This is a genomic window from Pantoea sp. Nvir, from assembly GCF_009829915.1.
Taxonomy (GTDB): domain Bacteria; phylum Pseudomonadota; class Gammaproteobacteria; order Enterobacterales; family Enterobacteriaceae; genus Pantoea.
Genome location: NZ_SZZW01000001.1, coordinates 174,656 through 194,270, shown reverse-complemented (window position 1 = coordinate 194,270; position 19,615 = coordinate 174,656). Strand labels below are relative to the sequence as shown.

Sequence of the window (19,615 nt, the reverse complement as noted above, 5' to 3'; positions counted from 1 at the left end):
GTCTAACTTGTTAAAAGTAGACTTGACTGTAAAGTTTCTTTTAAAAATTAAAAAGAGTTGGGTAAGATCGTTTTTAATTAAAAAATTAACAGGATAGTAAAAAATATTGACGTTGTGTAACACCTAATGTTCTATTGTATGGCAATTTTTAGGCAAATTTTAGGCAACCTTTCTTGCCAGTTTGATATTTTTAAGATTGTCATGAGAGAAGTATTATTATATTTGAGGTGTTTATGAAAAAAATTGCATGTCTTTCAGCATTGGCTTGTATTTTGTCAAGTTCTGCAATGGCGCAGAGCACAATCACCGGTGGCTTTGCTCAATCAGACTATCATGGAATGGCTAACAGAGCTAATGGTTTAAACTTGAAATACCGTTACGAAGGTAACTTGGAACCATTTGGTTGGAGCAATTCTTTCACCTTTACTGAAAGAGGGAAGTCTGCATCTCATTACTATCACAAAAATCAGTACTATAGTTTGACCACTGGTCCTGTTTATCGTTTTAATGATTGGGTAAGCATTTACGGTGTGGTCGGTGGTGGCTATGGTAAATTTCAGAAGGAAAGAATGACTTACCGTTCTAGACATAAATTCAGTAATAGCGACTTAGGTTTTTCTTATGGTGCCGGTCTACAGTTTAACCCAGTTCAAAACTTGGCTATAGACTTAGGCTACGAGCAAAGTCGCATCCGTAATATTGATGTTAGTACTTGGATGGCTGGCATAGGTTACCGCTTCTAAGCTTTAATTTGTTTAGGCCAGTTGCATAAAAACGGCCCTCCGTGGCCGTTTTTATGCAACTGGCCTAAACCACAGATAAGGAATCGAAAGTTATTTTCCTAAAAGTGCAAACAAGATTCTTTATACAAAGCAAAATATTTCATATAAGAAAAAAATAACAAAAAGAGACATTGAACCACATGAGATGTAGAATTTGTACCATCATAAAATCATTGTATTTTTTTGCTTAGCATTTTTTTATCAACACCAGAGAAAACAGGAAGGTAATATCTTAGTAGAAAAACTTTTAAAGGTTGAAACTGTGGATAGAGAGATGTTTTCTACCCAGAAACATTTATAACAAATCAGCGTGTCATTTTAATCATGACGAACCGCATAATCAGTGCTATTGTAGAAAAAGGTAATCAAATTGATAAATAAGAAAAAATATTAGTAATACTTTATAATGATAGAGCTTATCAGCTTTATATTATATTGCGTAACCCTATTAAAGTTTCTCAACTAAGCGAAAAATCTATATACCACGTAGTAAATTATTTTAAGAAGAATTTGAGCTTCTGTGTGCTTATTTTGTAATAAGCGCAGTGAATGCGCATTATAGCGCGAGCACAAGAAATAATAAAGAGGAAGCTAAATGAATCATTATTCTAAAAACGGCACCTCCCTTCTACAAGGAGCCCTAAAAGATATTGAAAAACATGTCGAAGGCTTTCAAAAAGTACGCGAAGCGCACCGTCGCGAATTAATTGATGATTATGTTGAGTTGATATCAGACTTAATCAGCGAATTTGGTGAAGCACGCCAAGTTGATATGGCAGCACGCTTAGGAGTTTCACAGCCTACTGTCGCCAAAATGTTGAAGAAACTCATTAGTGCCGGACTTGTAGATCAAGTACCTTATCGCGGCATATTTCTTACTGGAGCAGGCGAAAAATTAGCATCTGAAAGCCGTGTTCGTCATCATATTGTAGAAACTTTTCTACTTGCGCTAGGCATTAGTCCAGAAATTGCTCGTCGTGATTCCGAAGGAATTGAACATCACGTCAGCGATGAAACTTTGGCGGTTTTCCAGATATTCTATGAAAGCTGCAGCTAATTAACCTGTATTGCTATGTTGAAATACTGCATACTTTCTACTTTAGTAGCACTAAGAAGCAAACGATGTAATGGTCCTGTTATGGCCAGTGGTGTACTCAAGCAGAATAGATTTACTTTTATGAAAGTATTTAATACATAGTGTTTATTACTAGATTTTAATGTATTGATAAAAACAAAATGAAAGCTTATTAACTTTTTTTTCTTTTACACTCAGCCTTTATTTTCGACCACTCTGTTGTACCTCTGCGTGTCATGCACCTACGCTATTATTAATGAAATAATTTTTTTGCCTCTGATATACGTCAAAGAACACGGCATCTTAGCATGCTTATTAAAATTCTTTCCGGTTATAGTAGTGATTTTCAATATGCATTGAATCGGAATATTTGATGCATCTTGCAAAATTTATATTTCATATTTTATATGTACCATAGGAATAATCTATCGTCGCTTTACGATTGGATATTATCAGGAGATTTTATGTCCAGAAAAAACCACCTTATACTAAATAAGGAGTTAAGGCTTAGCAGCAGCAATACACGCACTGAACCTTTTGTAAAAGTAATTGCTGTAGTTGCCACCTTGGGTGGTTTATTGTTCGGGTACGATACTGGCGTAATTTCTGGCGCATTGCTGTTTATGGGACCAGAACTTAATCTAACACCATTCACCACCGGTCTAGTAACTAGTAGTTTACTTTTCGGCGCGGCGTTTGGTGCGTTAGCTTCTGGATATTTTGGTGTGGCTGCCGGGCGTAAAAAAATTATTCTAATTCTAGCAATAATCTTTGCTGTCGGAGCGTTAGGTACTTCAATAGCGCCTAATGTAGGATCGATGATCTTCTTCCGTCTGGTTTTGGGCGCAGCGGTAGGTGGTTCGGCGGCTACTGTGCCTATCTATATTGCAGAAATTGCGCCTGCTAACCGACGGGGACAATTAGTCACTCTTCAAGAACTAATGATTGTCTTCGGCCAAATGCTTGCTTATATTTCCAATGCTAGCTTCAATTCTGTCTGGGGCGGTGAAAATACTTGGCGATGGATGTTGGCGGTGGCAACATTGCCAGCTGTACTGCTTTTCTGTGGAATGATTTTTATGCCAGACACACCTCGGTGGTATGTAATGAAAGGTCGTTTAGCAGAGGCGCGCAAAGTGTTAGAACGTACTCGCGCCCGACAGGATGTTGAGTGGGAACTAACAGAGATCGAACAAACGCTAGCTACAGCACAACACCAACGATTACATCTAAACGCATTGCGTAACCCATGGCTCTTTAAATTATTTCTTATCGGTATAGGAATTGCGGTTATTCAGCAGCTGACTGGCGTGAATACCATCATGTACTATGCTCCAACTATGTTAAAAGCTGTTGGCATGAATGATAGCTCCGCTCTATTCGCTACTATTTCCAACGGCGTAATATCCGTGTTAATGACTTTTGTAGGTATGTGGTTGCTAGGAAAAATAGGCCGTCGTACTATGACTATTATTGGTCAGCTAGGCTGTACTACCTGTTTAGTATTTATCGGTATAGTGACTTTCTTCATACCTGAAACTATTCATGGCCAACTCGATATGCTCCGTAGCTATATGGTACTGCTCGGTATGCTGATGTTTTTAAGCTTCCAGCAAGGAACTCTATCGCCAGTGACTTGGTTGCTGTTATCAGAAATTTTTCCAACACGCCTACGCGGTACTTTTATGGGTGGCGCAGTATTCGCAATGTGGCTTGCCAATTTTCTTATTTCATTTATGTTCCCAATTTTGCTAGCGAGAATTGGGTTAGCAGGTGTTTTCTTTATATTTGCATTAGTGGGGATCGCAGGAACGATGTTCGTGATTAAATACGTACCAGAAACTCGCAACTGTAGTCTGGAGCAAATTGAACATTATCTACACGCAAAGCTCTCTAGCAATCATGGAGTTGTCAGATAAATACTGCATAGTGATACGAATAGACTATCCTAGTAATAGATTATCTATTACATTCAAAGCCGGTATAGAATCCGGTTTTTTTATCTATTTATCATCTGTTCTTTTCTTCTTTCATCTTATCTGCCAGTTAACATAAGGGTTAAAAGAGAATTATATATATCTAAAATATTTTTTTAAAATATGATGATTTTGATTATTTAAATTTTCTATGATAACTATCAAAATTAAGTACAGTAACTGATAATATAAGGGTTTGGAGTTTTTATTTTTTGACGGTCGTTATTACTTCATTATTAATGATATATTGAGTATTAGCTCAAGATGTCAAATAAAAAGTTATGCTAGAGCTTCTGAATTTGTTTACTTAAAAATTAATTTATTTTTTTATTTAAATTGGTTAATCTTATCTCTTCAGTTTTATGAAAACCTTATAATCAAGGACATTATAATGAATGATGCATTTAAAATTCTGAACAACATTCGCACATTGCGTGCACAGGCACGTGAACTTCCATTAAACGATTTGGAAGAAATTCTAGAAAAATTAACAGTAGTAGTCACAGAACGTCGTGAAGAAGTAGAAGCTGAAGAAACACAGAACAGAGAAAAAGAAGAAAAACTTTCTAAATATCGTGAAATGTTGTTAGCGGATGGCATCGATCCAAATGAATTACTAGGAGCATTGGAAATAAGTAAAAAACGTGTGAAACGAGCGCCGCGTCCAGCTAAATATTCTTACGCCGATGAGAACGGTGAAGAAAAATTTTGGACAGGTCAGGGCCGTACTCCTGCAGCAATTAAAAAGGCTCTAAACGCGGGTAAAAGCCTCGACGACTTCTTAATTGGCTAATAAAAATTCTCTCTCATCCTTGAAAGCGGTAGCCGGCGGTTTAAAAGCCACCGGCTTTTCGATTTTTACTCCACAACAGTGAATTGCCTCAAACTGTATGTTTAAGACTGATATAAGGTAGTTCGATTTCTGGCATAAAGATTACATCACGACTTATCTATAAAACAATACCTGCTTAATAATTAGTAATACTAACATGTAATTCGCTTTTAATATTTTTTTGAAAAAAATTGCTCTTAAATTTAGCTGCAAGCATCGTTAAAGTTTAATTGAAGCAAACACTAGTAATAAATCATACTTTTATGAAAATACCCATATGCTAAATAGCAGAAATATTCTTCTATCCCTAATAGTTATATTGTTAATATGAGAACAGAATTATAATTATGTTGCTATATCTCTTAAAATAAGATCGTCACTCTTCATTTCGACAAATTACAAATTTACAATACAATTATGACTACTATATGAGTGAGCTAAGGTATGCATAAGAGCGATTATTTACGGAAAATTTAAAGAAACAGGTAAAGTATAGACTTGTGCTCTTTTACCAGATAATTTCTAGTGTTAATACTCATACTAATAAATCGCCTTGGATAGCATTATGCAGAAAACAAATTAATAAAATTAAATTAGATACAGTAAAAGTTTTTAACAAAACACACCTTTATTGGGTTTAAAAAGGTAGAAATTATTCTACAAGCCGCTAGGTAATATTCATACTGAGTAAAGGTTGATCATTTGAATGTTAAATTTTAAAACTTTCATTGGCAGTGGACGAAAAATAGCTGTGAGCGTACTGATAACGTCTTAGTAAGATTATGTTACTTCCTTATTCTTACCAAGGAATGCAGCACGTGTTTTATTAGAGGAATCAGTATAGGCAGGAAAGTGATATCTAGCTAGAAGGATACCTAATATTTAGGTCAAGTGCTATCATATACGCTTATTCTGTAGAACACTGTGTTTATTGTCTATGCCACCTATCTTTAAAGTAATTGGCTTCATGCCCTCTGCACAGCATACTTCACAATTTGCATTCTGCGCTACTTTCACGTTGTGAAAGTCAGCACTCATCGCATCATATATTAGTAACCGTGATGCAGCGGGAGTACCAAATGCTGTCAGAACTTTGATCGCCTCCATTGCTTGCATCGCTCCAAGTACTCCAACTAACGGTGCCATTACTCCAGATTCAACACAGCTTAGTGTTTGCTCCCCAAACAGACAGCTTATACAACGGTAGCATGGCGTTCCTGGCTGCCAGTTAAAGACGCTAATTTGTCCTTCCATACGAATCGCTGCTCCTGACACTAGCGGCACACGTTGTGTCCGACAGAGCCGGTTGAGTTGTTCCCGTATTTGTACTGTATCTGTACAGTCAAGAACTACATTATGCTCAGCGAGAAGCTGCTCAAGAGCATTTTCTTCGAGCATAGTGTCAACCGTATTTATATGTACATGGGGATTAATAACGGCAATGCTCTCTGCAGCAGAAGCCACCTTTCTGCGGCCCACATCAGAATCATAGTGCAGGATCTGACGCTGAAGATTCGAAAGAGATACTGTATCAAAATCGAGCAGAGTCAAGGTACCAATGCCTGCTGCAGCTAAATAAGACACTGCGGCGCAGCCTAAACCACCGAGGCCGACAATCAGCGCGCAGCTTGCTTTTAGTTTCTCCTGACCGTCTAAGTCGAAACCACGCAGCATAATCTGACGATTATAGCGCAATATTTCTTCATTGCTGAGTTCGTATAACATTTACTCCTCCAGTAATGCGTTGAAGGGCTCAATATCAACCCATTCGCCTGGTTCAACTATGCCGCGCGAGCGTTCCAGCACGATAAAGCAGTTTGCAGCTGTAAAAGAGCTAAAAATGTGCGAACCTTGATGACCGGTACTACGGACCTGAATCTCTCCATCCGTGCCGCGTTTCATGATGCCGCGCTGGAACTCAAGGTAGTCTGGTGATTTTTTTAGACGTACTGTTGCACGTGCCCGTAAGCGTGGGGGAAACGGTGATACGCTTTGTCCAGTTAACGCGGTAATAAGGGGTTGCACAAGCTGGTAAAAGGTCACAACAGCCGAAACGGGATTGCCTGGAAGTCCGCAGAACCAACTATTGGCAAAACGGCCAAAGGCAAAAGGCTTACCAGGTTTTATTGCTAACTTCCAAAAAGTAATTAATCCCAACTCCTCCAGGAGAATTTTAGTAAAGTCTGTTTCTCCTACAGACATGCCACCAGTACTAATTACTATATCAGCCTGACGATCTGCCTCTTCACAGGCGTAGAGTATTGCATGCTTGTCGTCTTTGATAATGCCTAGATCGATTACCTTACAACCGAGTTTATGCAACATCAGTGAGATAGCAAATCGATTAATGTCATAGATCTGCCCATCCTCTAGAGGCTGCCCAACTTCTTGTAGCTCATTGCCGGTAGAAAAAATTGCAACACGTAGCTTGCGCAATACTTTCACTTCAGTAATACCAAGCGAAGCGAGCAGCGGTAGCTTGGCTGCTCCAAGGCGAACTCCTGCTGCTAGAACTGGTTGACCACAAGCAATATCCTCACCTATACGACGAATATTTTGTCCAGGTTGCACAGGTGCATTAATTAAAACCCCGCCCTCCACTTCGAGGGCATTTTCTTGGATTACTACTGCATTACAGCCAGTCGGCACGGGTGCACCAGTCATGATGCGCACCACACTACCTATTGGCCAGTCGCTGATAAAAGGCGTACCTGCACAAGCCTTACCCGCTACTTTTAACGGCTGATTAGACTGAAGATCAGATAGACGTACGGCATAACCATCCATCGCAGAGTTATCAAAGGATGGTACGTTGATCGGTGAAGTGATCACTAATGCAGTGATAAAGCCAACCGCATCCTCTAGCAGTACGCTAAGGTGATCACGGAGAGGACGGAGCTGCCCCAGCATTTCTGCCTTTGCCTTCTCTAGAGAAATTAACTCTGTGGTAAAGGGTACCATGTAATTTTAACCTGAGTTAAAAAAGTGACTGTTTATTATAAAGAGAGTTTAAGATTTAAACAGTTTAACAAGAACGCAATAATCAAGGTTGATTAAATTATATGTAACTCTTTTTTTCAATATGAATATTTCTGTGAAAGAGCATAAGGATAGTTCTAAAAGTACTTTGTTATTTACAACATGGGAGCTTTCGATTATTTATTTTATTAATGGAAGGGCGAACATAGCTAGCTATGTTCGCCCAATATAATCACTCTAAAAACATAAGAGAAAACTCTACATACCGTTAGCAAGACAGGTACAACTGCTAACTGCTTAAAGAGTTTTTAATTCAATTCTGATAGAATCATTATCCTTACTTGTTAGGGCATCCGTAAGCTAGATGCTAGGATTGATGAATAATGTTACTCTGTGGAGGTGGGTCTAGGATACATTCTGCTTATGTAATGTCCTCTTTAATTGCCACTAGAGATTATTTCTTATTAGAACAGAACTTCGGTCTCATCCATACAGTACGCTATCCAGTGATAAGACTGGTGCTGGTGATGTGTAATGCCTAAGACAATCTAGCTGAGTGTGGACCTTTTTAGGATAAATCACCTAGGCTGTGAAGTAAGGATACAATTTTAACGCGAATACTACTCCTTAAAAATCGATGAGACACCTATGTCTCCGCTACGTGTTAGAAACACGTAGCCTACCTTTATCCATTTAATTAATTTTGCTCTTAGCCATTTTTATTTTACTTTCACTTCACTATCAGCAGTAACCTTAAAAAGAATGCTATCTGATAAAAATCCATCTCATGCCATGAAGATTACTTAAGATAGTAACCATAAAGTGAGCCTCTATCAAATACGCAGGATAAAGTTTATTCCCAGTATCACTGAATGTGTGAATATTATATGTATCACTTCGCTATAAGAAATATGCAAATGACTGTTGGTAAATCCCGTAAAAGTTAGAAAGTACATTATAATTCCGTAAGTTGTTACTTTTGGAGAGTAGATGAACTTGTTAGTTAATCACTACTTGAGAGTGATGAACGAGGAATTGATTCTACTGCTAGTATTTAGCATGCAGTTTATAGCGCTTTTAGAGAGTGAAAATTATTTTTATGACGACCAACTGAGTCAGTTAGAGAGGGGGTGACACTTTATTAGCCGAATAAAACTCAGGGTAAGAATAGTACGGTAGTGGAATATTGCTAGAGGAAGCAGGCCTTTCCTCATGTATTATTAGTACCACTTAATCAGCTTACTCTCTTTGAGATAGACGCATATCAAGTTGTTGAACTAGATCCAGTGATGTGCTCTTATCAAATATGGTAAAGCCGATGGTAGATCTCTTAAATGATTTCTATCATACTGAATTTTACATCAGTCAGATTTTTCTAAGACACTCGAAATATCACAGGCCTTTCCGCAAAGGTCAATACGTAACGCTACGCGCCATGTTGTGACTTTAGTTTTATATCAAATTATTTTGAGATAATTCAAATGCTTTTCTGGGAACAGATTTTCTATCTGTGAGTGTTTCCTTAATGCCGCGATTTAATATGGAATTTTCTCGCATATGATATCCATGTACTCTTCTTACTCTTTAAGATATACAACTGCCGCCTTTTTATTGGTTTTTATTACACCAGTTTTTTCCATGGACGCTCCTATTCCACCTCATATTAATGCTAAAGCTTGGATTTTAATGGATTATGCCAGCGGTAAGGTGCTGACGGAAGGTAATGCGGATGACCGACTTGATCCCGCTAGCCTAACTAAGATGATGACCAGCTATGTGATCGGTCAAGCGCTGAAAGCTGGCAAAATTAAACTCAACGACATAGTCACAGTAGGTCATGATGCTTGGGTCAATAGTAATCCTACACTGAAGGGTTCGTCGCTAATGTTCCTTAAGCCTGGTGATCAAATTCCTGTCTCAGAACTGAATAAAGGGATTGTAATCCAATCTGGCAACGACGCTTGTATTGCTTTGGCAGATTATGTTGCCGGTAGCCAGGAGGCTTTTATTGACCTTATGAACAATTACCTTAACTCGTTCGGGTTAAAAAATACTCACTTTATGACAGTACATGGTCTAGATACTAAAGGACAATACAGCACTGCACGTGACATGGCGCTGATTGGCCAGGCGTTAATCCGGGATGTACCGGAGGAGTATACTCTGAATAAGGAAAAAGAGTTTACTTTTAACCGCATCCGTCAAATGAACCGTAATCGGCTTCTCTGGAACACTCACCTTAATGTGGATGGAATCAAAACCGGTCACACTTCGGGTGCGGGTAATAATTTGGTTGCTTCCGCTACCGAAAACAATATGCGGCTGATCTCCGTTGTTCTAGGCACTACTAATGATATATCACGTTTCAGCGAAAGCGAAAAGTTGCTGACCTGGGGGTTTCGCTTTTTTGAAACCGTTATGCCCGTTAAAATGGACAAGCCGTTCACTCAGCAGCGCGTTTGGTTTGGTGATCGTAAAAAGGTTAATCTAGGCATAGAAAAGGATGTGGTCCTGACTCTACCGAAAGGACAGATGCAGAATTTAAAAACGAGTTATAATCTAACTACACTTCGGTTAGAAGCACCGCTGAAGAAAAATCAGGTTGTAGGGATAATTGATTTTCAGCTTGACGGCAAAATTATTGAGCAGTGTCCTCTTATCGTAATAGAGGACGTTTTAGAAGGAAGTCTGTTTAGACAACTCATCGATTTTGTTTTTATGCAGCTCCATACGTTGTTTGATAATTGGTTTAATTAAAAAAATGAGGGACTAAAAGCCATATATCACATGTGGCATGCTTGATTCATAATGCTCTAGTCCTGACGATTAATTTAGAATCATGATAAATATAGGCAATTATTTCATAATATAGACTTCATTGAATAGTTGTGCATGTAATATCGCCTTTGATCTGCTTGTTCGAGGTCTATCTATCCGCTTGCCTTAATGATAGGAGATAGCGCATAAGTCAACCTTTGACGCCTACACACCTACTTACTGCTTGTACTCACTCTTCTTCAGTGGACTTCGTTTCTAATGCGATGGTTGATTTATTAAATGCTTCTGAAATTTTATTCAATCTAGCAGTAAGTGCGACCCTCAATACCATTATATTAATACTATTATTGTTAATAATCACAATTTGACTATCATCTTGTCTTTAACTAGTAGTAATTATACTCCTAATTTTGAGTGCGCTATAGGAAAGAAGATATAAATTACTTCCTACACTCTTCCATGATATGGTTAACGCGTGTCAAACGCATTAACCGTAGTACGGGGCATAAAATAAAAATCAGCCCCTCACTGATATTATGGAGGGGTGTTTAAAATGGAATTGATACCAGTGCGGAAGAAATAAACATGCAACTGGCACGATTGTATGTCATGATTTTAATAAATAATGTTTAAAAAATAGTTAGTAAACTACAACGTTCTATACCTTTCCTTCTGAAAGGTGGAACATGTATAAAGATATTTTTTTCTTTCTACCACCACTCTGACAAATAAAGCTAAATTTTTAGCAATTTTTATTTAGCACTTTAACAGTGCATTTTTTCATCTTTTTACTTCTCTCACAAGATAGTTGATAACTCAGTGAGTACATTGTAGCTCTTGATGGATTTTGTTTGAAATGTATATTGGCATCAAAATAAACTATCGATGATTATAGTAATAAAATAATCTTTATCATATAAGATTCAATCTATTATTAATTTTTAATATAGGCAGCTCCAGCTTTTTTAACGAATATCTGATGTGGCAAAAGAAAGCTTAGCAAGCGTATTAAAATCCATATATTGATAATAAATCATTGGTACCGATGTGCAGAATTTTAATGGAATATTATGGCAAATATTAACGACTGGATTAACTTTGAACATTTAACGCGAGATAAAGTAAAGAAGGATCTGAATCCGCCCTGTATGTATAGAATCATTATTATTAATGATGATTATACGCCTATGGAATTTGTTATTGACGTTCTGCAAAAGTTCTTTTCTTATGAGGTTGAAAGTGCAATGCAATTGATGCTGAAAGTTCACTACCACGGAAGAGCGATTTGTGGTCTTTTTACTGCCGAAGTAGCGGAGACTAAAGTTGTTCAAGTGAATAATTATGCACGTAAAAATCAGCATCCATTACTGTGTACGCTAGAAAAAGCCTAAATTCGCCCTTATGTAATAAAAGGAAGGGTGATAGACCTATAATTGGGGAGGTGCCTAATGCTCAATCAAGAACTGGAACTCAGTTTAAACATGGCTTTCGCCAGAGCGCGTAAGCACCGTCATGAGTTTATGACCGTCGAGCATCTATTGCTGGCATTGCTCAGTAACCCGTCGGCTGGAGAAGCACTGGAAGCCTGCACTGTCGATACTGTTGCACTGCAGCGAGAACTCGAAGCCTTCATTGAACAAACTATACCGGCACTACCCGCCACTGAAGAAGAGTGCGATACTCAACCCACGCTCGGCTTCCAGCGCGTACTGCAGCGCGCAGTATTCCATGTCCAGTCATCAGGTCGTAGCGAGGTCTCAGGTGCCAATGTACTAGTCGCCATCTTTAGCGAGCAGGAGTCTCAAGCTGCGTATCTGTTACGGAAACATGAAGTGAGCCGCCTCGATGTGGTGAACTTCATCTCTCATGGTACACACAAAGAGGAACTTAATCAGCCTCTAAATAATGAGAATCCTGTTAACGAAGAGCAAATGAGTGGGGAAGAACATATAGAAAATTTCACCACCAATCTTAATCAACTTGCTCGCATTGGCGGAATAGATCCGCTAATCGGTCGTGACAAAGAGTTGGAACGTACTATTCAAGTACTCTGTCGTCGTCTTAAAAACAATCCGTTGTTAGTGGGGGAGTCGGGGGTTGGTAAAACCGCTATTGCGCAAGGACTGGCCTGGTGCATTGTGCAAGGCGACGTTCCAGAAGTTATACAGGATTGCACTATTTATTCGCTAGATATTGGTTCATTGCTAGCAGGCACTAAATATCGCGGTGATTTTGAAAAGAGATTTAAAGCCCTACTTAAACAGCTCGAAAAAGATAAGAGCAGCATCCTGTTTATCGATGAAATACATACCATCATTGGGGCTGGTGCAGCCTCCGGTGGCCAAGTAGATGCAGCTAACCTAATTAAACCTCTCCTGTCTGGCGGCAAAATTCGTGTGATGGGCTCAACTACTTATCAGGAGTTCAGCAATATCTTTGAAAAAGAACGCGCACTAGCACGGCGCTTCCAAAAAATTGACATCACTGAACCGTCTGTGGATGAGACCGTGCGGATTTTGACCGGTCTAAAACCGAAATATGAAGCACACCACGATGTGCGTTATACCGCTAAAGCGGTACGAGCTGCAGTAGAGTTAGCTGTGCAATATATCAATGATCGTCATTTGCCAGATAAAGCTATTGATGTAATTGATGAAGCAGGTGCTCGGGCACGTTTGATTCCTGTATACAAGCGTAAGAAAATTATCAAAATGGCGGACATTGAATCAGTTGTAGCACGTATTGCACGTATACCTGAAAGAAGAGTTTCAGCAACTGATCGTAACACATTAAAAAATCTTTGTAATCAACTAAAAATGCTGGTATTCGGTCAAGATAATGCGATTGAAGCGCTAACTGAGGCAATTAAAATGAGTCGTGCAGGGTTGGGGCAGGATTGTAAACCAGTAGGTTCATTTCTCTTCGCTGGCCCAACTGGAGTAGGGAAAACCGAGGTTACAGTGCAACTGGCAAAAGCTCTCAGCGTTGAACTGTTGCGCTTTGATATGTCCGAGTATATGGAACATCATACGATAAGCCGTTTAATTGGAGCACCTCCAGGTTATGTTGGTTTTGATCAGGGGGGTCTGTTGACTGATGCAGTTATCAAACATCCGCATGCGGTAGTATTACTCGATGAAATTGAGAAAGCACATCCGAACGTTTTTAACCTTTTGCTGCAGGTAATGGACCACGGTACGCTAACAGATAATAACGGTCGTAAAGCCGATTTTCGTAATGTAGTACTAGTAATGACTACTAATGCAGGAGTTCTTGAAACCTCTCGTCAATCAATAGGGCTAATCCAGCAGGATAATAGCGCTAATGCAATGGAAGAAATCAAAAAAATTTTCACGCCTGAGTTCCGCAACCGTCTTGACAACATTATCTGGTTCCACCATTTGTCAACGGACGTTATTCATCAGGTTGTAGACAAGTTTATTGTTGAGCTACAGGCACAACTAGATGCGAAGGGCGTTTCGCTGGAAGTCAGCGATGAAGCGCGAGACTGGCTGGCACAAAAGGGCTACGATAAGGCGATGGGAGCACGTCCTATGGCGCGTACCGTGCAGGAAAACCTTAAAAAACCGCTGGCTAACGAGTTACTTTTTGGCTCCCTGGTGGAAGGTGGATCAGTATCTGTCGTGTTCGATAAAGAAAAGCACCGATTAATCTACGATTTCTTTAGCGCAGAGAAACGCAAAGTAGAAGGTACGGTTCACTAGGAACGATAGTATTAAATAAAAAAGGCTAGATTTAAATCTGGCCTTTTTTATAGTTTCTCAGGGGTGAAAGGGAAAGAAATTACAGCTGCTTAGCGACTACGGAAGACAATGCGGCCCTTGCTCAGGTCATAAGGTGTCAACTCAACAGTTACTTTGTCACCCGTTAGTATGCGGATATAGTTTTTACGCATTTTACCGGAGATATGAGCAGTAATAACATGTCCGTTTTCAAGTTCTACACGGAACATAGTATTAGGTAACGTATCTAGTACGGTACCTTGTATTTCAATGTTGTCTTCTTTAGCCATTGAATCCTCTGGGTAGACTAGCGTTCAGTGAACCGGCAAGATAATGCCTAATTCCACGATTTATGTAAAGAAATGTTGGTATTTAAGGCTCATACTTCTCTTTGCTTTATTCATATCATAGGTTAACCAATATTGTGGTTAAAATAAGTTGTTTATTTGACGTCTGTGGGGGGAGGTAAGATAGCTAAGAATTTAAGTCAAGTCGTGGGAGACACGCGATCACCTGAAAAACATTGGAGATTGATGTGATTCACTCTCTAACAATTCAGGCATACGCATTACTACGCGCGGACGACATACTAAAACGCAACTAATATACTATATTTTATGTATTATTGCGCGTTAAATATTTCATTAAGATATTAAAATAGTTTGTGTTCTATCACGATCTTAACTAACTACCTAATAGGGAAAATATCTTGTGTATATTTTAAAGATAAACTTAGAATATTCTTAATTGCGTATTATGAGATTTGTATAGGTTTCAAATTTAGCAATACACCATTTTTCCATGATTTTTAATACAATACTAAAAAAAATACCAAAAATAAAGTTTTAAGAGATACTTCTGCCGCAACAGTTGAGTATCAACTTTTACAGAAAATCAAGTCGAGCGCAATGTTTATTGCCTTCCTACCAGTACTGGTTATCTAGACTGCAATGGGGAAATAGTACTATTAGTATGTAAGCTATTATGCTACAAATTTTTACCTTAGATATGATTATGGTTTTCCGACAATTACTAGCATCATTCTTAATAAAGTCAAAAAAAGTGTGATTTATGGTAACGACGCGAAATCACAAACGTAGATGATTAGTTGTATTGCCGCACTACGCAAGTAACAGTAATTTTTCATTTGCGAAATTGATATGTAGTATCTGCCTTATGATTATGAATAATAAGACAGGTAGAAGAGGTAACAAGACAGGGAACGAAAATGTCGGCATTCAGAAAATTTTGAATCATCCTTCTTGCCTACGTAACATGCAAGTCATTTCAAAAATGAGGTTCTAAAAATACGATTACACCGTCTTTGCTAGTTAATCTAACCACATGAATAAATGTAGAAACCCTACCAATGATAATATTCTCATGTAAAAAACCAGCGGGCAATTAAGAGTTCTATCCAATCCTACCAAACAAATTATTCATCTCACACATACTCAATCATATACAATAAAGCGTACACAGAGAGCACGTTAGAACGGTCTTAATGTAATTTTTTGCCTGTCAATGACAAAAATGGGTTACTCGAAACTTTAATTATCTGTGTTCGCGTAATTAAATACTGAGTGACCATGGCATAGGAATCTATTTCTATGATCTTGGCCAACCAAAGCAATTTTTAAGCCATAGAAACTCTTATATAACGCGGTTAAGAATATCTCCATCCCCCCGTTGTATGAACTTTTATTCTCACGATAAATTTATCCAAGGTTCCCGCAGATTTCTCGTGAGTAGATACTTGGTTAAGTATTGTTTGAAGATAATCAAATACCTGCTGATACAGCTCTTTACCAAAAGTACTTATCCTGGCGAAAAGCATATAACCTTGCGTAAGAGGAGTTAAGTAAATACCACGTAACATAAAATAAAAAAAGAAAAAACACACTGAGCGCACCTGTTTCTCGACAGGTAGTGCCTATATCAAAAAGTCAATAACTCTAAGCTGGACCAATAGATACCAAGGTATCTATTGGAGATATCATAGCATTGTCAGTTACAAATAACCATATAATCCTTATTACTGATTTTTATTTATATGAGGCAATCAGCACTATCAATCACTAAAAAAACGGAATTTTTCCCATAGAATGTAGCAGTATGCAATAATGCAGAGGGGATCAAATAGCTAATCTATCTTTATATACTTCAAAATTGAAGATAAAAATATTGGAAAATCATAGAACGTTTTTAACTAAGCTATCCAGATAGCGTTCAGCATCTAATGCAGCCATACAGCCAGTACCAGCAGAGGTGATAGCTTGGCGATAAATATGGTCGATTACATCTCCTGCAGCAAACACACCAGGAATACTAGTCTGTGTTGCATTTCCATTCAAACCAGACCGTACTTTAATATAGCCATTTTCCAAATCAAGCTGACCCTTGAAAATTTCTGTATTCGGGTTATGACCGATGGCAACAAATAGACCGGATACCTCCAGAAACTCTTTTTCCGTTTTATTAAGCGTTGAACGTAGTATCAGACCAGTGACACCCATATGATTGCCAATAACCTTTTCGAGAATACGGTTAGTGTGCAGCAAAATATTGCCACTATGTATTTTCCCCATTAGGCGATCAATCAGAATTTTTTCAGCTCGGAAGTTGTCACGGCGATGAATTAGATGTACTTCTACGGCGATATTTGCCAGGTAAAGTGCCTCTTCTACTGCGGTGTTACCACCGCCAATTACTGCAACTTTTTTATTGCGGTAAAAGAAACCGTCACAGGTGGCACAGGCGGAGACACCTTTGCCTTTAAACTCTTCTTCAGAGGGTAGCCCTAGATAGCGCGCAGAAGCACCAGTGGCAATAATTAGTGAATCAGTGGTATATTTAACACTGTCGCCAGTTAATAAAAATGGAATATTTTGCAAATTAACATGATGGATATAGTCAAAGATAATTTCCGTATTGAACTTCTCAGCATGCTCTTGCATCCGTTCCATCAGCAAGGGACCAGTAAGATTTTTAGAGTCACCGGGCCAGTTTTCTATCTCAGTAGTATTCATTAACTGACCGCCTTTTTCAAAGCCGGTAATAAGCACTGGATTTAGGTTAGCACGTGCAGCGTAGACTGCTGCAGTATACCCAGCCGGACCGGACCCCAAAATAAGCAATTTACTATGTTTAATTGCACTCATACTAATCCTCGTTTTCATTTAACTGAGATACGATTTAGGAGAGTAGGGGGGGAATCTACCACAATCTAAAAAGCTGAGAAATTTTGTTAATGATAAACTGTAATCGGCTTAATAAGTTGTTTTAATAAGGAATACCTACGTTATTATTTAATATTTTAATTATTTTGCGTACTTTATTCACTAAGTAAAGTTATCTTGCGTTCATTTTGCTTTAAGTGCTAATGGGAAACAATAATCATTCTTTACTATTGATGCAAATTAGTGCAAAAGTATAAAATAACTCCTTAAAAATATTAAAATGGTTGTTTTTCTGACACCTTGTACTGAACTGGGTCTTTTTTTGACAGTTGCCTACCCTTTTACGAAAACAACTTATAGAAGCGAAAGGGGAGAAGAAAAGACAAAACAAGGTATTATTCTACATTCTACTTTTCCCTAAATAAAGTACAGTCTGACATAAGTAATAACGGTTAGCGTGGACAGACAACATGCACCTCATGCAGTATAAATCACAGGTTCTGATTCTTCACTTTACAAAAATACTTTTAAAAGTGAATGTTTGAGGGCATGGCGGGTAAAAGAAAAGAGTTAAGAGAGCTCGTGATAATGGTAGAAAACAAAAAAAGCCCAGGAAAAGATCTCGATAGAATCGATAGAATCGATAGAAATATTCTAAATGAACTTCAAAAAAATGGTCGTATTTCTAATGTTGAACTTTCTAAACGCATAGGATTATCTCCTACACCATGTCTTGAACGTGTACGTCGCTTGGAGCGCCAAGGTTTTATTCTTGGTTATGTTGCTCAACTAAACCCCCATTATCTTGATGCTTCACTACTGGTATTTGTTGAGATTACTTTAAATCGTGGTATGCCTGACGTATTTGAACAATTTAATGCCGCTGTGCAAAAGCTTGACGAAACCCAAGAGTGTCACTTAGTTTCTGGTGACTTTGATTATCTATTGAAAACACGCGTGTCGGATATGTCGGCTTATCGTAAGTTACTCGGTGAAACCCTGTTGCGTTTGCCAGGGGTCAATGACACTCGTACTTACGTAGTGATGGAAGAAGTTAAACAAAGCAATCGGCTAATAATTAAAAATCTATAAAGTAGTGCACATGAAAACCAGTGAGTATTTTAATACACTTTCCTAAATTCGTACAAGTCCATCTTTTGGCATGCGCGATGTTGAGCTCCGCATAATTTATAAGTATCTGGAGAATTCTCTTGAATCAGGAACACACAGAATACGAGAAAAGTATTTTGTCAAAATTACTCGGTAGTGGAAGTTTTCTGCGAGGGTTGTTTTTTGTTTTTTTCTTGCTTTTATCTGTCTATCTAATGGTATCTCTTGTAAGTTTTAATCCTTCAGATCCAAGCTGGTTGCAAACTGCTTGGAACAAAAAAATTTCCAATTTTGGCGGAAGGATCGGAGCTTGGTTGGCAGATACGCTGTTCTTCATATTTGGCATTATAGCTTACGTTATTCCGTTAGTTATCATTAGTCTCTTTTGGATTATTTCTCGACAGTACGAAAAGCAGAGTGGCTTCGACTATTTCGAGATCGGATTGCGTTTAATTGGTATGTTATTGCTAATTTTTACTACCTGTGGCTTGGCTGCTCTTAATGCTAATGATATTTTTTATTTTGCATCCGGCGGAGTTATTGGAAGTCTGGTGAGCTATATTATCGCACTTCGTTTTAGTCCGTTGACTGGTACATTGATACTGCTCTGCACATTGGCAGCTGGCATTACAATTTATACCGGATGGTCATGGATGACCATTGTAGAGCACATTGGCAGAGTGGTGGTGTATATACTACATTGTGATAATTGTTTGTGTGACAATGAATTTTCGAAAAATAAGAAGAAAGCTGTAGTGGTGAATAACACGTCGCCGAATCTTACCTCTAAAGTTACCGAATTTATTGAGGATAAATAGCAGAAGATATGAAAAGAGCGGTCTGGAAACTACAAACTAGGCTTCGACACCAGCTGAAACTAATACTTCCTCTAAGATACTATGCGATATTTTACCTGAAAGAGAGATTTCACTACAGAGGTAAAACAAAGTTTTGCATCATCACAGCCGCGCCCTAATTCAGTGATACCCAATTGTCTTTAATTAGCCTTTTATGGCATCAAACTGCTTTTAAATAGTATGACAGAGGCAGAAGTAAGTATAGAGGGAATCAATATTATGTTGAATTCTCAATATAAAAACCGTATCTCGGTCTGAATGATTAATTATTGCCTTTACCATTAAGGAATTTAATGAAATATTA

The 19,615-nt window shown here is 38.3% G+C and carries 12 protein-coding genes and 1 pseudogene; 9 read left to right on the top strand and 4 right to left on the bottom strand.

The genetic code is table 11. The features are described from left to right. Positions 1-233: 233 nt before the first annotated feature. The 4 genes from ompX to FD729_RS00705 all read left to right on the top strand — a co-directional run bounded on the left by ompX (position 234) and on the right by FD729_RS00705 (position 4,626). Positions 234-743 (top strand): outer membrane protein OmpX, encoded by a 510-nt coding sequence (ompX, locus tag FD729_RS00720; RefSeq protein WP_159931387.1) that lies wholly within the window; start codon positions 234-236, stop codon positions 741-743. Positions 744-1,377: 634 nt separating this feature from the next. Continuing rightward, complete coding sequence (gene mntR, locus FD729_RS00715; RefSeq protein ID WP_159931386.1) at positions 1,378-1,839, top strand: manganese-binding transcriptional regulator MntR; 462 nt, start codon at positions 1,378-1,380, stop codon at positions 1,837-1,839. A gap of 482 nt (positions 1,840-2,321) precedes the next feature. Continuing rightward, positions 2,322-3,776: a sugar porter family MFS transporter gene (locus FD729_RS00710; RefSeq protein WP_159931385.1), complete on the top strand. Its 1,455-nt coding sequence runs from the start codon at positions 2,322-2,324 to the stop codon at positions 3,774-3,776. 448 nt (positions 3,777-4,224) lie between these two features. After that, entirely contained in the window at positions 4,225-4,626 is a 402-nt protein-coding gene (locus FD729_RS00705; protein WP_159931384.1) for an H-NS family nucleoid-associated regulatory protein, read from the top strand. Positions 4,627-5,562: 936 nt separating this feature from the next. Here the strand turns inward: FD729_RS00705 and moeB are convergent. Both moeB and moeA read right to left on the bottom strand, forming a co-directional pair. Next, complete coding sequence (gene moeB, locus FD729_RS00700) at positions 5,563-6,390, bottom strand: molybdopterin-synthase adenylyltransferase MoeB (protein ID WP_159931383.1); 828 nt, start codon at positions 6,388-6,390, stop codon at positions 5,563-5,565. Continuing rightward, entirely contained in the window at positions 6,391-7,626 is a 1,236-nt protein-coding gene (gene moeA / locus FD729_RS00695) for a molybdopterin molybdotransferase MoeA (protein ID WP_159931382.1), read from the bottom strand. A 1,575-nt stretch (positions 7,627-9,201) separates the two neighbouring features. Here moeA and FD729_RS00690 point away from each other — a divergent pair. From FD729_RS00690 to clpA, 3 genes are all read left to right on the top strand, one after another. Then, on the top strand, positions 9,202-10,401 hold the full coding sequence (locus FD729_RS00690; RefSeq protein ID WP_159931381.1) for a serine hydrolase: 1,200 nt from the start codon (positions 9,202-9,204) through the stop codon (positions 10,399-10,401). A gap of 1,091 nt (positions 10,402-11,492) precedes the next feature. Beyond that, positions 11,493-11,813: an ATP-dependent Clp protease adapter ClpS gene (gene clpS / locus FD729_RS00685; RefSeq protein WP_159931380.1), complete on the top strand. Its 321-nt coding sequence runs from the start codon at positions 11,493-11,495 to the stop codon at positions 11,811-11,813. Between the two features lie 57 nt (positions 11,814-11,870). Then, positions 11,871-14,147, top strand: a complete 2,277-nt coding sequence (gene clpA, locus FD729_RS00680) for an ATP-dependent Clp protease ATP-binding subunit ClpA (RefSeq protein ID WP_159931379.1) — start codon at positions 11,871-11,873, stop codon at positions 14,145-14,147. An 89-nt stretch (positions 14,148-14,236) separates the two neighbouring features. Here the strand turns inward: clpA and infA are convergent, their stop codons facing one another. Together infA and trxB are read right to left on the bottom strand one after the other, a co-directional pair. Then, positions 14,237-14,455, bottom strand: coding sequence for a translation initiation factor IF-1 (infA, locus tag FD729_RS00675; protein ID WP_159931378.1), 219 nt, complete (start codon positions 14,453-14,455; stop codon positions 14,237-14,239). Between the two features lie 1,902 nt (positions 14,456-16,357). Continuing rightward, a complete protein-coding gene (gene trxB, locus FD729_RS00670) occupies positions 16,358-17,326 on the bottom strand; it encodes a thioredoxin-disulfide reductase (RefSeq protein WP_159931377.1) in 969 nt (322 codons plus the stop codon). Positions 17,327-17,932: 606 nt separating this feature from the next. On the opposite strand from trxB, the gene lrp reads away from it, so the two are divergent. Then, the gene (gene lrp / locus FD729_RS00665; RefSeq protein WP_159931376.1) at positions 17,933-18,436 is read left to right on the top strand and encodes a leucine-responsive transcriptional regulator Lrp; all 504 of its coding nucleotides are present in this window, start codon (positions 17,933-17,935) and stop codon (positions 18,434-18,436) included. 119 nt (positions 18,437-18,555) lie between these two features. Further along, a pseudogene (locus tag FD729_RS00660) lies at positions 18,556-19,152 on the top strand (DNA translocase FtsK 4TM domain-containing protein); the annotation flags it as partial. Positions 19,153-19,615 lie beyond the last annotated feature (463 nt).

Bases quoted from the DNA above. Each gene is read 5' to 3' on its own strand.
- ompX (WP_159931387.1), top strand. From the start codon at position 234: ATGAAAAAAATTGCATGTCTTTCAGCATTGGCTTGTATTTTGTCAAGT.
- mntR (WP_159931386.1), top strand. From the start codon at position 1,378: ATGAATCATTATTCTAAAAACGGCACCTCCCTTCTACAAGGAGCCCTA.
- FD729_RS00710 (WP_159931385.1), top strand. From the start codon at position 2,322: ATGTCCAGAAAAAACCACCTTATACTAAATAAGGAGTTAAGGCTTAGC.
- FD729_RS00705 (WP_159931384.1), top strand. From the start codon at position 4,225: ATGAATGATGCATTTAAAATTCTGAACAACATTCGCACATTGCGTGCA.
- moeB (WP_159931383.1), bottom strand. From the start codon at position 6,390: ATGTTATACGAACTCAGCAATGAAGAAATATTGCGCTATAATCGTCAG.
- moeA (WP_159931382.1), bottom strand. From the start codon at position 7,626: ATGGTACCCTTTACCACAGAGTTAATTTCTCTAGAGAAGGCAAAGGCA.
- FD729_RS00690 (WP_159931381.1), top strand. From the start codon at position 9,202: ATGATATCCATGTACTCTTCTTACTCTTTAAGATATACAACTGCCGCC.
- clpS (WP_159931380.1), top strand. From the start codon at position 11,493: ATGGCAAATATTAACGACTGGATTAACTTTGAACATTTAACGCGAGAT.
- clpA (WP_159931379.1), top strand. From the start codon at position 11,871: ATGCTCAATCAAGAACTGGAACTCAGTTTAAACATGGCTTTCGCCAGA.
- infA (WP_159931378.1), bottom strand. From the start codon at position 14,455: ATGGCTAAAGAAGACAACATTGAAATACAAGGTACCGTACTAGATACG.
- trxB (WP_159931377.1), bottom strand. From the start codon at position 17,326: ATGAGTGCAATTAAACATAGTAAATTGCTTATTTTGGGGTCCGGTCCG.
- lrp (WP_159931376.1), top strand. From the start codon at position 17,933: ATGGTAGAAAACAAAAAAAGCCCAGGAAAAGATCTCGATAGAATCGAT.